Origin of the sequence: Duganella sp. CF402 (genome assembly GCF_900109645.1) — a bacterium.
In the GTDB taxonomy this organism is placed as follows: domain Bacteria; phylum Pseudomonadota; class Gammaproteobacteria; order Burkholderiales; family Burkholderiaceae_D; genus Rugamonas.
In genome coordinates this window covers 750,887-765,777 of sequence record NZ_FOBG01000001.1, presented here as the reverse complement: position 1 = coordinate 765,777, position 14,891 = coordinate 750,887, and the positions used below count along the sequence as shown (strand labels likewise).

The following is a 14,891-nucleotide window of genomic DNA, read 5'->3' as shown; positions in this document are numbered from 1 at the left end:
ATAGACAGTTGACCAACAATTCCGTATCCTTCCAGACGCAATACCCGTTGCCATCGGGCATGGGTGATCTTGAACGGTTCTTTGTGCGCGATTTCTTTTCTTCTTTTGCCGGCCGCCGACTGTTGGCGGCGACCCTGACGCTGACGCCGCTGCTCGCGCTGGCCGCGCCAACGCCGTGGCACAAGCTGGCGCCCACCCTGTTTGAGCACCTGGTCCCGGCCGAGCGCGGCTTCCCGAATCCGATCACCATGAGCATCGCCCAGGATGGCGACGGTTTCATCTGGTTTGCCACCCAGTCCGGCCTCGGCCGTTGGGACGGCTACCGCATGCGCAATTTCTTCTTCAACGCCGAAGACAACCACAGCCTGCCGGGCGACTTCGTGCAGACCCTGCATGTGGACCGCCAGGGCCGGCTGTGGCTGGGCACCACCACCGGCGGCGTCGCCATGTACGACAAGCAGACCGAACGCTTCGTGCGCTACCCGGCCGGGCCGAACGGCCTGAGCAGCCCGGCGATTTCATCGCTGGCCAGCGACGCCAACGGCATCTGGGTCGGCACCGCCGCCGGCCTCGACTACATCGACCTCGCGCACGGCGGCCTGATCCGCCACTACCCGCGCGACGCCAGCGCCGACGGCGGCGCGCGCGCCAACCAGATCCGCGCGCTAGCTGTCGACAGCGCCGGCGCCTTGTGGATCGGCTCCAACGCCGGGTTGGCACGGCGCGATGCGGCCCGCGGCGTGATTGAAGATCAGGCGTTCGTCAACGGTCCGGCCGACGCCGTGCTGTCGCTGGCCAGCAGCCGCGCCGGCGAGGTGGTGTTCGGCACCCTCAAGAGCGGGATCGGCGTGGCGCGGGCCGGTGACGGCGCGCGCCTGCTGGCCATCGACCAGGTCGAGGACGCCAACAGCGCGATGGTGCTGTCGCTGGTCGAAACCCTGCCCGGCACCTGGTGGGCCGCCACCTATGGCGGCGGCGTGATCGAGTTCAACACCAGCGGCCAGGGCCGCCGCATCGTGCACCGCCCGGCCATGCCGATCAGCCTGTCCCACGACCGCGTGGCCGCCATCTGGCGCGACCGCAGCGGGCTGGTGTGGGTGGCCAACGAGCGCGGCGTCGATATCCACAACCCGGCCAACCATAGCGTCGACACCATCCTCGACGGCGTCGGCCTGCCCGAGATTTCCGCCTTCGCCTTCATGAACGACAGCGCCGGCCGGCTGTGGGTGGCGCTGGGCGACCAGGGCATCGACCTGATCGCGCCCGACGGCAGCCGCCGCGCCGGCCTGCGTCCCGATCCGGCCCGGCCGGACAGCGCCCTGCCCAAGCGCCTGATCCTCAACATGGTCGAGGCCGAACCGCAGGAAGCGTGGATCGGCACCGCGATGGGCTTGTACCACACCAGCGGCAAGGGCAGCCGCGTCAGCCGCGTTGCGCTGCCACAGGCCGATCCGCATCCGCGCATCGGCGCCCTGCTGCGCCAGGGTGAGCTGCTGTGGCTGGGCGTGCCCGGCGGCCTGCTGCGCTACGACCTGCGCAGCCGCAGCGCCCAGTTGTACGGCCAGGGCCCGGCCGGTAGCGGCGGCCTGACCGATGACCGCGTGACTGTGCTGCGCGCCGATCCCGACGGCGCGCTGTGGGTCGGCACCCGCAACGGCCTGAACCGCTTTGACCCGGCCACTGGCCGCGCCGAGCAGATCCTGCCCGGCGCCGGTGCCGACACCCTGCCGCACAGCATGATCTCCAGCATCACGTTCGACGCCCAAGGCCGCCTGTGGGCCGCCAGCCTGAACAACGGCATCGGCGTCCTCGAAGGCCGCCATGCCGACGGCAGGCGGCGCTTCCGCCGCATCGACCTCGGCAACGGCCTGCCCAGCAACAGCATCGCCGCGCTGCAGGCGGGGGCCGGCGAGCGCGTGTGGGCCGCCACCGCCGACGGCATCGCCGCCATCAACAGCCGCACGCTGCAAGTACAGGTGCTGGACCGCGCGGCCGGCCTGGTGTTCCAGCCCTACATCGCCGGCGCGGTGGGCAAGACGGCGCAGTCCGAATATGTGTTCGGCACCTCGGGCGGCTATGCGGTGGTGCAGCCGGAGCTGGCGCAGCCGTGGCGTTACCAGCCGCCGCTGGTGGTCAGCTCGATCCGGCTCGACCGCGACAGCGCGGCGGCGGCGCCGCTGCTGGCGCCCGGCGCGCCGGCGCTGGCCATCCCGCCCGGCACCCGCAAGGTGGAAGTCGAAGTGGCCGCGCTCGACTACTCGGCCAGCGCGCGCAACCGCTACGCCTTCAAGCTCGAAGGCTACGACAAGGACTGGGTGGAAACCGACGCCACGCGCCGCGCCGCCACCTACGCCAACGTCCCGCCCGGCACCTACAAATTATCGATGCGCGGCAGTAACCGCGACGGCGCCTGGAGCCCGCACGAGCTGAGTATGGAACTGCACTTCCTGCCGGCCTGGTACCAGACCTGGTGGGCCCGCACCAGCGGCGCGCTGGCGCTGCTGGCGGCGGCCTTCGGCGTCTACCGCTGGCGCGTACGCAACCTGCAGCAGCAAGTGTATTCGCGCACCCTGCACCTGGAGCGCGTGCACGCCATCGTCAAGTCGATCAACGACGAACTCGATTTCGACGCCCTGCTGCACACCATCCTGCGCGAATCGAGCGCCATCGGGGAAGTCGGCGTGGCCTACGCGCTGATCTGCGAAGCACCGGGCGGGCCGCTGGCGATCCGCGCCAGCTGGGGCCACGACGCGCTGCCGTCGGCGCGTGCCGGCATGTCGCTGGCGGCGGCGCAGGCACAGTTTGTCGACGCCGCCGTGGTGGTCGAACCCGACATGTTCCTCAAGCAGCGCACCATGCTGGCGATCCGCATCTGCGTGGAACAGCAACTGCAGCAGGTGCAGGGCTACCTGGTGTTCAAGCAAGGCACGCCGTTCGCGCGCAAGGATATCGAGATGTTCAAGGCCTTGAAGGAGCCGTTCGTGTCGGCCTTCCAGAAAGCCAGCGCCATCGGCGCCATCCAGCGCGCCCGCGCCGACGCCGAAGCGTCGACCCGCGCCAAGAGCGAATTCCTGGCCAATATCAGCCACGAAATCCGCACCCCGATGAATGCGATTCTCGGCTTTGCCGGGCTGGGCACGCATCTGCAGGAGCTGCCGCCCAAGCCGCGCGATTACTTCACCAAGATCGGCCGCGCCGGGCAAAACCTGCTCAGCATCATCGACGACGTGCTGGACTTCGCCAAAATCGAATCGGGCAAGCTGGAACTGGAGGCCGTGCCGTTCGACCTTGGCGACACGCTGGCCCAGCTGGCCGACATGTTCTCGTGGCAGGCGGCGGAAAAAGGCCTGGAGCTGGTGGCCTGGGCCGCGCCGGAGGTGCCGCTGCGGCTGATCGGCGATCCGTTGCGGCTGAATCAGGTGCTGGTCAACCTGGTCGGCAACGCGCTGAAATTCACCGCGCGCGGCCACATCGGTTTGCGCGTCGAGCTGGTGCAAGCCGTGCAAGCGCAGCCGGTGCGGCTGCGCTTCATCGTCGAAGACACCGGCGTCGGCATCAGCGCCGAGCAACAGGCGCGCTTGTTCCGCGCTTTCTCGCAAGCCGACACCAGCACCACCCGCCTGTACGGCGGCACCGGCCTCGGCCTGGCAATTTCGCAGCAGCTGGTGCAGGCCATGCGCGGCGAGATCGCCATCGACAGCCAGCCGGGCCACGGCAGCCGCTTCAGTTTCGACCTGGCGCTGCCATGCCAGCCGGGCGCGCAGCCGGCATCGGCACCGTTGCCGCCGCAAGCCGTCGGCAAGCGCATCCTGGTGGTCAACAACAACGCCATGTTGCGCGACGTGCTGGAACGCCAGCTGCGGCATGAGGGTTTTGCGGTCCATCTGGTCAACAGCGGCGCGGCCGCGCTCGATTACTTGTCGCGCCAGCCGGCCGACCTGGTGCTGCTGGACTGGGATCTGCCGCTGATGAATGGCGGCGAGACGGCACGCCGCATCCACGCCGACGCCGCGCACGCCCAGCTGCCGCTGGTGCTGATGATGACCGAATTCACGCGCGAACCGGCGTCGCAGGCGGCCGGCCAGGCCGGCATTGCGGCCACACTGATCAAGCCGCTACATCCGCAGCAGTTGCTGGAGGCGGTGCTGGTCGGACTCGGACTGGCGCTGCCGCAGCGCCGGGCGGGCGCAGTGCCAGCCCCGCTGTCGGACGCGGCGCAGCGCATCGCCGGCGCGCGCGTGCTGGTGGTGGACGACAATGTGATCAACCAGCAGGTGGCGCGCGAAGTGCTGCTGCGCGCAGGCGTGCTGGTGGAGCTGGCCGGCAGCGGTGCCGAGGCGGTATTGATGGTCGACCAGCAGCCGATCGACGCGGTGCTGATGGATATCCAGATGCCGGGCATGGATGGCTACGAAGCTGCAGCCCGCATCCGCAGCAAACCGCAGCACGCGCAGCTGCCGCTGATTGCGATGACGGCGCACGCGGTGGCCGGCTTCCGCGAAAGCAGCCTGGGCATGGGCATGAACGATTACGTGACCAAGCCGATCGATCCGGAGCGCCTGTTCGCGGTGCTGGCCGGCCAGATCGGCCGATCATTGGCCACGCGCGGCGCGGCGCCGGTTGCGGCCATCGGCCTGGCTGGCGCGAACGCGGCATCGGCAGCGGCCGAGGCCATGAACGACCTGCCCGGCATCGAGCTGGCGCACGTGCTGGCACGGCTGGGCGGCAACCGCCAGTTGCTGAGCGCCCTGCTCGACCGCTTCCTGCTCGATTTCGAGAGCGCGCCACAGCGCCTGCTGGCGGCCGTGGAAGCCGGCGCCTACGACCAGGCCGCGCTGCTGGTGCACAAAGTACGCGGCGCCGCCGGCAACCTGTCGATGCAGGCACTGCACCGCGCCGCCGGCGAACTGGAACAACTGCTGCTGTCGCCGCGCCGCACCAAATGCACCGATGAACTTGCCGCCTTCAGCGCTGCGCTGGAACTGGTGCTGGACGGCTTGCAGGCGCAGGACGGCCGCGAACCCGATCAGATCGCGTCGGTCTCGCCGTAACGCAGTTCCACCATCGCGCGTTCACCCTCGCGTGCCGGGCCGCAGCCACACACCGCCACCACCGCGTGGCGCAAATGGTCGAGGCCCAGCATCTGCTCGATATCGGCATCATTGATCGCCGCCGTGACAAACGCCGGCATGCCGGCTTCGGACGCCAGCAGGTAAAAGGTCTGCGACAGATGGCCGGCATCGAGCGCCAGCGCGCGGTAGGCCTTCTGGTGGTTGCGGTACTTCCAGAAACTGCGCTCGGTGCGCCCGACCAGCAGCACCTGCAGCGGCGCATCGGCCAGCCAGCGCTGGTCGGCCAGGATGGCACGCGCCATCGCCGCCGCCTGCTCGCTGTCGAGCTGGCGCAGTGGACGCAGCTCATGCGCGATCGGATGATAGTGATACAAGCCCGGCGCCACGCCATCCACGCGCTGCGCCAGCACAAACGCTTCAATCGGATGCAGGCCGCCGCCGGACGGGCTGGTCTTCTTCAGCACCTCGGCATGCGGGCCGACCTTGCGCACCTCTTGCGCGCCAAACGCACGGTGTAGCAGACGCGCCGCCACGTCCAGCGGCACGCTGGCCTGCAGGTCGAAATTGCGGCCCGTGTAGCGCTGCAATAACTGCTCGTCCAGCCGACCGCCGCCGGCTGGCGGCAACTTCAGCGCGCCTTGCGCCGGTAGTTCCATCGTCGGTGGCGGCGGTTCGCCAAATCGCTCCAGCAAGGCCTGGAAGCTGGGTGCCTCCATGCCGGTTTCGCTGCTGACTTCGCGCCAGCGGCCAAAGGTGTGCGCCAGCGCCGACAGCGGACGCCAGTGTGTGGCGCGCAGCGTCTCGTCGCGTTCGCGCACGGCCGTGTGCGGCGCCTCGTCACTGACCAGCAAGCCCAGTTCCAGCAAGCGCGCGATGCAGTCGGCACCGTACTGCTGCTCGGCCTCGGCGCGCGCGCGCCAGACGGTCTGGCTGGCGCCGCCCAACGCGGCCAGCTCATCGGCGCTGACCTTCAACTCCTGGTCGAGATGCGGCGCCAGCGCCACCCAATGCGTGCTGGCGGCCAGCGCGCTGCTGCCGGCCAGCACCGCGCGCCAGTCGATGGATAATTCTTCGCGGGATTCAAGGTACAGCACGGCGCAGCGGCGGATCTTCATAGTCGGTTCGGCGGATAAAAAAGGTGCCCGCAGTCTAGCCTATGGCATCGCCCCTTGGCAAAGAAATACGTTTGCCGTAGCATGCCTTCGGCAGCGCGACCATGCGCTGTCATTAATCATCCAACTTAGGGATAACAATCAATGCATACTTCTAGCGAACTCAGCGCTATCATCGACAAACTGGCAGGAGACAGCCAGTTCCGCGAGCAACTGCATGCCGACCCGGTGGCCGCGCTGGCCGGCATCGGCATTACCCTGCATCCGGACCATGTGCCGGAAGAAATCAATCTGCCGTCGGCCGCCTCGCTGGCCGCCGACAAGGACCAACTGCAGGCCAAGCTGGAGACCACCGCCGTCATGGTGCCGTTCCTGCTGTCCGGTAACGTCGCCTAAGTTGTTTCCGCGCTAGTCGATCGTGACCGCCAGATCGCGGTTGCGATTGGCGGCGTTGCCGGCATAGTCCTCCGCCGTGATGCGCAGGATGTAATTGCCCGGCCCCAGTTCCCCCACCTTCCACGCCCCCGGCGTCAGCCTGCCGTTGATCAGCCGGTTGTTGATGGCGTAGGCAAAGCGCGTCTCCGCTGCGCCATGCACCGTGATGCCGCTATTGGCCGCATACGCCAGCTTGACCGCCTCACGGTTGCGCGGCAAGCGGTCGTACTGCTGCGTGATGAGCGGCTCGGTCATACCGGGGATGGTGTCGCCATCCTGGTTCAGCAACTGGTAGCCGAGTTTGTACACGCCGAGGCGGCGGCGCTTCTGGTTGCCGTTGATCTGGTCGCTGGCGTCCACCACGATCTGCACTTCCTTCAGGCCTTGCGGAATCACCAGGCGGCCATCGCGCTTTTCAGTCAGCGGCTTGCCGTCCGCGCCCACCACGCTGATGCCGTTGATCTCCGGCGCGATGGTGTCTTCCAGATCGATAAACGGCAGCAGCAGCGGATTCAGCGGGCCGCCATTGGGCTTGTAGTCGAGGTGGACGTGGGCCATGCGGTTGATGGTGCCCAGCGTTTCGCCCTGTTCAAAACGGGTGCCGCGCTTGACGCGCACCGATTGCGCCACGCCCTTCTCGTTCTTCGACAACAGGAAGCGCGGATCGATGGCCTTGTCCCTGGGATCGCGGCCGACGCGCATATGCACATACTGCATGCCGCCAAACGCCAGCCCTTCCGACAACTCGCCATAGCCCCAGCTGGCGCGCGGGTCGGTGACCTTGCCGGCCGTGACCGCCTGCACCGGCGTACCGATCGCGGCCTGCACATCGAGGCCGGTGTGGAAATGATCGCGGCTCTCGCCGTCGAAATTGCCGCGCACCTCGCCCATCAGGCCGACCACTTCATGCGGCTTGTTTTGCGGCGCGACCGGCCACTTCATGGTGGCGCTGCGCGACGGCAGTCCTGGCGCCGGACCATCCGGCACCGGTTCCTCATCGCCGCTGGCGATCTCAATGTGATGCAGGCGGAACGTCGCGCCATCGGTCACGAACAGCGAGCCGTCCCTGGCCAGCGTGATGCCGCGCGGCGAATACAGGCGCACGCCGCCGTCCGCACCGTAGCCCGGCTGGGCCGGATGATCGACATCCTTCAGCGCCACCGGCTCGCCGGCCGGCGTGATCTGCGCCACGCGGCCATGCGCGCTGCTGGCGAGGTACAGGAAGCCATCCTTGGTCAGGGCGATGCCCACCGGCGAGCGCAGCAGCGAATCGCGGTCGTCCTCCCTGGCGGCGGCAATGGTGCTGACCGTGCCGCCCTTGCCGATCTTGCGGATGGCGTGATTGGCGGTGTCGGCCACGTAAATGTCGCCGTCTGCGCCGACCGCGATGCCGGTCGGCGTATCAAACAGCGCCAGCGCCGCCGGGCCGTCGGCATTACCGGCGCGCTTGCCGCCGGCGATGGTGGTCACCGTGCCGTCCGGCGCGATGCGGCGGATGCGGTCGTTGTAGGTATCGGCCACATAGACATTGCCGGCGCCGTCGAGCGCCACGCCGACCGGGCCGTTGAACTGCGCGCCGGCGCCCTTGCCGTCCTTGTCGCCCGCCAGGCCATCCCCGGCCAGCGTCGATACCGTGCCGTCCGGCGTGATCTTGCGGATCGCGTTGTTGCCGGTGTCGGCCACATACAGGTTCCCGGCCGCATCGATCGCCATGCCGGACGGCGTGTTGAACGACGCGGCGGCGCCCTTGCCTTCCGCATAGCCTTCCGTGCCGCCAGCCAGCACGGTGCCAGCGCCGTTGGCGTCGATCTTGCGGATCGTGTTGTTGTCGCCGCCATCGGCGACGTAGAGATTGCCGTCCTGGTCCAGCACCACGCCGAATGGATCGGCAAAGCGCGTGCGGCGGCCGCCGCCATTGAGCGCGCCCGGCAAGCCATCGCCTGCCAGCGTGGTCACGCGCGCATGCCAGCCGGCCTGCGTGCCCTGCGCCGCCGACGGCCGCGCCACCGGGCCGGGATCGGCATCGTCATGCGCCGCCTGCTTCTGCACCACCACATAAGCGACACCGCCGCCAAGCGCCGCACCGCCCAAGGCGATCGCGGCCAGAATAAGTTTGAATTGAATTGGAGACACTGGCCAGAACCTAAACGTTGACTTATGGAAATCTTAACACGCCTGGGCTGGGCTCCGGCCAAAAAAAAAGCCCGCTCAGGGAGCGGGCTGAAGTCTATTTCCTTGGAGGAGATAGAGGAGACAGGTGAAGTATGCTGCGTTACAGCATATCAGTCCAATTTATCTTTCCAATGCCAGACATTCACTAAGCGAATAACAGCCTTACTTGGTATCGGCAGCGTACGGCAGCACGCGGGAGGCCATGCGGTTGTCGGTTTTCAGGACCGCCACTTCGTCCGCCAAGATGTGGACCGCTTCGTTCAGCAGCACGTCTTTCGCGGCCTTGGCGGCTTTTTCCGCTTCCAGCTCGGCCGCCAGCGAACGCTCGGCGCCTTGCAGGCCGTCATCGCTGCGCAGCGCGCCTTTGACGGCCGCAACTTTCTTCCCATTCGCCGGCTTGGCGCCCGTCGCGTTTTTCAGCGCTTCTTTCGGATCCGGCACCAGGATAGGATCATCCGCGCCCGGCGTGGTCGACAGCAAACGCGCTTCACGCAGCTTGGCGCGCGCTTCCTGCTGGTCGCGCTCCTTGCGGCGCACGGCTTCGTTCAGCGAGATCGAGTTTTCCTTGCGCTGCTTTTTCACCAGCGCGATGTCTTCGGCCAGGTACTGGAAATCCTTGTCCTTGGCCACCCGCGCTTCGTGCTTTTTATCCAGCAGCGGCACGATTTCCTTCATGTCGCCAGTCGGGATGTAGATCGCCGGCTTGATCTGGGTCCACGGCAAGGCGTTCTCGTAGCTCGATTCGCCGAAGGTGTCGGAGTCGCCCATCGTCGGCAGCTTGATGTCGGGCGTGACGCCGCGCAGCTGGGTGGTGCCGCCGTTGATGCGGAAGAATTGCGCAATGGTGAACTTCAGCTCGCCATAGTGCACCTTGTCGTTCTGGGCAAAACGGTCCAGCCCGAACAGGGTTTGCACCGTGCCTTTGCCGAAGCTCGGCTCGCCGATGATGATGCCACGGCCGTAATCCTGGATCGCCGCCGCGAAAATCTCCGAGGCCGAGGCCGAACCACGGTTGACCAGCACGCCCATCGGGCCGTCCCAGGCCATGCCCGGATCGGTGTCGCTTTCGACTTCGACCTTGTTCTCGCCATTGCGCTGCATGACCACCGGGCCTTTGTCGATGAACAGGCCGGTCAGTTCCACCGCCTCGGTCAGCGAGCCGCCACCGTTGTTGCGCAAGTCGATCAGCACGTTGTCGACCTTGTCTTTCTTCAGCTCGCCCAGCAGGCGCTTGACGTCGCGCGTGGCCGACTTGAAGTCCTTGTCGCCCTTGCGGCGCGCTTCGAAGTCCATGTAGAAAGTCGGCAGCGAGATCACGCCCACGCGGCGTTTGGTATTGCCATCCTTGACTTCATAGATGGACTTCTTGGCCGACTGCTCTTCCATGCTGATCTTCTGGCGCACCAGCGAGACGAACTGGTGCTTGGCATCCGCGCCGCCGTCGGCCGGGATGATTTCCAGCTTGACGGTCGAATCTTTCGGGCCGCGAATCAGCGCCACCACGTCGTCCAGGCGCCAGCCCAACACTTCGGTCATCGGGGTTTTCTCGTCCTTGGCCACGCCGACGATCTTATCGCCGACCTTGATTTTGCCGGACAGGCCGGCCGGGCTGCCGGTCACCACTTCGCGCACCACGGTGTAGTCGTCGCGCGATTGCAGCACGCAGCCGATGCCTTCCAGCGACAGGCGCATGGCGATGTCGAAGTTCTCGGCCGCGCGCGGGCCCAGGTAGTTGGTGTGCGGCTCGATCGACATGGCGTAGGCATTCATGAAGATCTGGAACACGTCTTCATTGGTCAGCTTGCGCGACGGGCTCAGGTAGCCCTCGTAGCGCTTGTCCAGCGTGTCGCGGATGGCCTTGTCTTCCTTGCCGGCCAGTTTCAGGCGCAGCCATTCGTTCTTGACGCGCTTGCGCCACAGCTCTTTAACCTCGGCGTCGCTCTTGGCCCATTCGGCCTTTTCGCGGTCGTACTGGTAGCTTTCGTCGGAGTTGAATTCAAACTTGCCCTGCTTGACCAGTTCGCGCGCATAGGCGATGCGCTCGTTGAAGCGCTGCTGGTACAGGTTGAAGATGGCAAACGGCACGCTCAGGTTTTCGCCGGTGATGGCGTCGTCCAGGCGGGTGCGGACGATGGCGTATTGGTCGATGTCGGCCTGGGTGAAGAACATTTTCTCCGCGTCCAGCGACTTGAAGTAGCGGTCGAAGATTTTCTCCGACATGGCGTCGTCCAGCGGCGCCGGTTTGTAGTGCAGCTTGCTCAGCACGCGCGTGGCCCACAGGGCAGCCTGGGTCTGGCCCGGCTGAGGCTTGAGCTGGGTATCAGCCGTTTTCTCTGGGACGGCGGCGCCGGCCTGCACTGACAGGGCCGCCAACACGGCCACCAACAGCATTTGCTTCTTCATCGGCTTACTCCGAAACGATATTAATCAATATTTGCTGCTGCTTCATTCTACAGGATAGCAGCCGCAACACGGCACTGGTAATTTCGAGTTTCTCTGGCTAAGCTTAAGGCGCGCTGAAATACAATTTTTCAATAACAGATATTCCGACTATCGTTGTTCAAGTCATTGTTTTATAAAACAAAAGTTTTCGAGGACATACTCCAAACAGTTGCTTTACGGAAAAAATCTGGTATGATTCTGGTCTTGATGTAGTTTCACCTGACGGCCCTGCCTCGCGAAATCACAGCGGCAGCGCCCACTAGTCTCATGCAGTTGCTCCCGGGCGCCCCGGAGCATGCTCGAATCCGAGCGACTTCAACCGCAGTTTTTTTTCTCGAAGCCACTAATGAAAACAATAATGAATCCCCGTAACTGGGGCGTCGGTAGCAAGATTACCGTCTTTACTTTCGGCCTGATCAGCGTGATCCTGGCCCTGTTGCTCACCCTGATCAACATGAGCACCTCGGCCATGCTGAAAGACCGCGCCAAGGCCAATGTGGCCAACACGCTGGGCGGCATCGCCAATACGGTGGAAGTGTTCAACACCGCCATGATGAATGAAGCGTCGAGTTTCGCGCGCCTGTTTGCCGCCCAGTTCAGCGGCGGCCAGTTCACGCTCGACCCGTCCGCTACTGTCGAGATCGGCGGCAAGCCGACCCCGTCCCTCAAGCACGGTGGCAAGGCACTGAACCTGGACTTCAGCATTCCCGACAAGTTCACCGGCGAGACCGGCGTGATCGCCACCATCTTTGCCGCCGACGGCGAAGAGTTCGTGCGCGTCACCACCTCGCTGAAAAAAGAAAACGGCGACCGCGCCGTCGGCACCCAGCTCGACCACGCCCACCCGAGCTACCCGCTGCTGCGCGCTGGTAATAACTACATCGGCCTGGCCACCCTGTTCGGCAAGCAGTTCATCACCCAGTACGACCCGATCAAGGACAGCAACGGCAAGGTCATCGGCGTGCTGTTCATCGGCCTCGATATCTCGAAGAACCTGGCCATGCTGAAGGAAAAGATCAAGGCCATCAAGATCGGCGAGACCGGCTATGTCTACGTGCTGAACGCGGCCGCCGGCAAGAACCAGGGCTTCGCGCTGGTCCACCCTACCCAGGAAGGCAACAGCCTGCTGGACAGCAAGAGCAACGACGACCGTCCCTTCGTCAAGGACATGCTGGAAGCCAAATCGGGCAGCATGACTTACGACTGGGCCGACAAGCAAGGCGAGACCCCGCGCGAGAAAATGGTCGAGTTCCACACCTTCAAGCCGTGGAACTGGCTGATCGTGGGCGGCACCTACACCGAAGAAATCACCCAGGAAGCGCGCCAGCTACGCAACCGCTACGCGCTGCTGGGCCTGGTCGCACTGGTGCTGTTTGCCGGCGTGCTGTTCGTGCTGGTGCGCTCGGTCGTGTCGCGTCCGCTGGCACGCGCCACCGAAGCCGCCGACCGCATCGCCAAGGGCGACCTCGACGTGCACCTCGTGATCGACAACAAGGATGAAATCGGCCTGGTGCTGCGCTCGCTGAACAACATCAGCGACAACCTGTCCGACGTGGTCGGCCAGGTGCGCCGTGGCGCCGAGCAGATCACCTCCGCTTCGAGCGAAATCGCCCAAGGCAACCTGGACCTGTCGGGCCGCACCGAAGAACAGGCGTCGAGCCTGGAAGAAACCGCCGCCTCGATGGAACAACTGAGCAGCGCCGTGACCCAGAACGCCGAGAACGCCTCGCAAGCGAACCAGATGGCGCTGGCCGCCTCGGGCATCGCCGCCAAAGGTGGAGAAGTGGTGGCGCAGGTGGTGGATACGATGGGCTCGATCACCGAGTCGTCGCGCAAGATCGCCGACATTATTTCGGTCATCGACGGCATTGCCTTCCAGACCAACATCCTGGCGCTGAACGCTGCCGTGGAAGCGGCGCGCGCCGGTGAACAGGGCCGTGGTTTCGCCGTGGTCGCCTCCGAAGTGCGCAACCTGGCCCAGCGCTCGGCCACCGCCGCCAAGGAAATCAAGGAACTGATCGACGACTCCGTCGGCAAAGTGGAAGTCGGCAGCAAGCAGGTGGAACAAGCCGGCACCACCATGCGTGAAGTGGTGGACAGCGTGCGCCGCGTGACCGATATCATGGCCGAGATCAGCCACGCCAGCGAAGAGCAGCGCGCCGGCATCGGCCAAGTGCACGAAGCCATCACCCAGATGGACCAGGTGACGCAGCAGAACGCCGCGCTGGTGGAAGAAGCCGCCGCAGCGGCAGCCGCGCTGCAGGAACAGGCGCACGAACTGGAAGACGTGGTGCGCATCTTTAAGCTGGGCAGCAATGACGGCAAGCCGCAGCTGCGCAACGAACAAAAGCAGTACCTGGCGCTGAAGTAATCCGCTCCTTCGCGCCTGAGCTGGGCCGCCCCCGTGAAAACGGGCGCGGCCTTTTTCTTATTCAAACAACTGTTTTTGCGCCAACTTGGGCTGGACGGTAATCCGATACCCTTGCGTATTTCACCGTTACTGGATCGGCTGTTCGACGACGTGGACAACTGGTGCGCACTCGTTCACAAAGTAGAGGTAGTACGCTTGCTTGGCTGGCGGATGTCGCCCCGTTGCGGACCTTTGTGGCTCTACAAGGCGGACGGTCGACGTTTGAATTCACCGAACTGGGACACCGTGCTGCGCCAAGTCCGGTGGAACGATTTGTTTTAAGGCCTGTTGTACACCAAAAGCTTTTGAACTAATCATGCTTTGATGTTTTTTGTGTAGCAGTCGAATTAAGGGAAGATTGTCCAAGAGAGCAAACTCTTCTACCAATGGCGTGAAGTTGCCACCATTGGATGAGATGCAATTATAAAAAAGCAGCAATAGCTCTTGATCGGACAATTGTGCTCGAATTAAACGCAAATATGGGCCGTTTGTTTGGTTTTCATCCTTGATAAATCTAAAAACATTGTATAGATAACGGAAATAGTGCCCTAACTCCGTTTGATGATCCTTCCAGAATAGTTGGTATGCCAGCATAACTACGGATTCTTCGCTATGCTTGCCATTCGCCTTTTCCTTATTTTCGCGGTAAATCTTATTGAATCTCGTATAAAAAACACTAAAGCAATCTCTGCCTCTCGTAACCTTACCCCCATCACCTATCAAGTCGATTGAATTGACAATCTGGTTGTGAATTTCCAGCATCTGAAAAAAAGTGTTCTCAAAGTTTTGTTTTTTCAGGCTGTCGTTTTGATCCCGCAAAGCATCGGCTGAACGCTTCAGTTCGACGCGGGATTCGCGCAACTCGGTTTGCTGAATAACTATCGTTATCAACAAGCCCATGAAAGTGAGAAATGTAAGAATCGGATTGAGTACGCCGCCAAAAAAATCCCCCCATTCGCCAAATGTACTTTTATTAATCGAAAAAAGATTAACAATAAACACTAAAATTACTGCAGCGACAGCAACTTTGAAAAGCGAAAATAGTGGGCGAAAAGTTCGTTTGCGACGTGGCGAAACCAATGAAATGAACTGTCTATAGATTTTCTGATTTATCGTCATGAGTGCTTATTTGATGATGATTAACGTTTTATAAAGCAAAAAACATCGATTTAACCTGGGCGTATGGGGCGGTCAGGGGAGCCAGAATTTTTACCTCCCAAGCGCTGGCTATTCTCTCGCTGTTCTTCA

7 protein-coding genes are annotated in these 14,891 nt (G+C 63.7%); 3 read left to right on the top strand and 4 right to left on the bottom strand.

The features are described from left to right. The first annotated feature begins 8 nt into the window (after positions 1–8). Positions 9–5,051 carry a hybrid sensor histidine kinase/response regulator gene (locus BMZ70_RS29165; RefSeq protein WP_092269992.1) on the top strand — a complete coding sequence of 1,681 codons (5,043 nt, stop codon included), beginning with the start codon at positions 9–11 and terminating at the stop codon, positions 5,049–5,051. On the opposite strand, the gene BMZ70_RS03535 is transcribed toward BMZ70_RS29165, so the two are convergent. Further along, positions 5,027–6,187, bottom strand: a complete 1,161-nt coding sequence (locus BMZ70_RS03535) for a putative peptide maturation dehydrogenase (protein ID WP_092269989.1) — start codon at positions 6,185–6,187, stop codon at positions 5,027–5,029. The genes BMZ70_RS29165 and BMZ70_RS03535 overlap by 25 nt on opposite strands. 141 nt (positions 6,188–6,328) lie before the next feature. Here BMZ70_RS03535 and BMZ70_RS03530 point away from each other — a divergent pair, with 141 nt between their 5' ends. Then, a complete protein-coding gene (locus BMZ70_RS03530; RefSeq protein ID WP_092269986.1) occupies positions 6,329–6,580 on the top strand; it encodes an NHLP-related RiPP peptide in 252 nt (83 codons plus the stop codon). 12 nt (positions 6,581–6,592) lie between these two features. Here BMZ70_RS03530 and BMZ70_RS03525 read toward each other — a convergent pair whose 3' ends face one another. Beyond that, positions 6,593–8,752, bottom strand: a complete 2,160-nt coding sequence (locus BMZ70_RS03525) for a gluconolaconase (protein WP_092269983.1) — start codon at positions 8,750–8,752, stop codon at positions 6,593–6,595. A 201-nt stretch (positions 8,753–8,953) separates the two neighbouring features. Continuing rightward, positions 8,954–11,194 (bottom strand): carboxy terminal-processing peptidase, encoded by a 2,241-nt coding sequence (locus tag BMZ70_RS03520; RefSeq protein WP_092269980.1) that lies wholly within the window; start codon positions 11,192–11,194, stop codon positions 8,954–8,956. 397 nt (positions 11,195–11,591) lie between these two features. Between BMZ70_RS03520 and BMZ70_RS03515 the strand changes: the two genes are divergently transcribed. Then, a complete protein-coding gene (locus tag BMZ70_RS03515) occupies positions 11,592–13,604 on the top strand; it encodes a methyl-accepting chemotaxis protein (RefSeq protein WP_092269978.1) in 2,013 nt (670 codons plus the stop codon). 267 nt (positions 13,605–13,871) lie between these two features. Here the strand turns inward: BMZ70_RS03515 and BMZ70_RS03510 are convergent, their stop codons facing one another. Beyond that, complete coding sequence (locus tag BMZ70_RS03510; protein WP_092269975.1) at positions 13,872–14,762, bottom strand: putative phage abortive infection protein; 891 nt, start codon at positions 14,760–14,762, stop codon at positions 13,872–13,874. Positions 14,763–14,891: the final 129 nt, after the last annotated feature.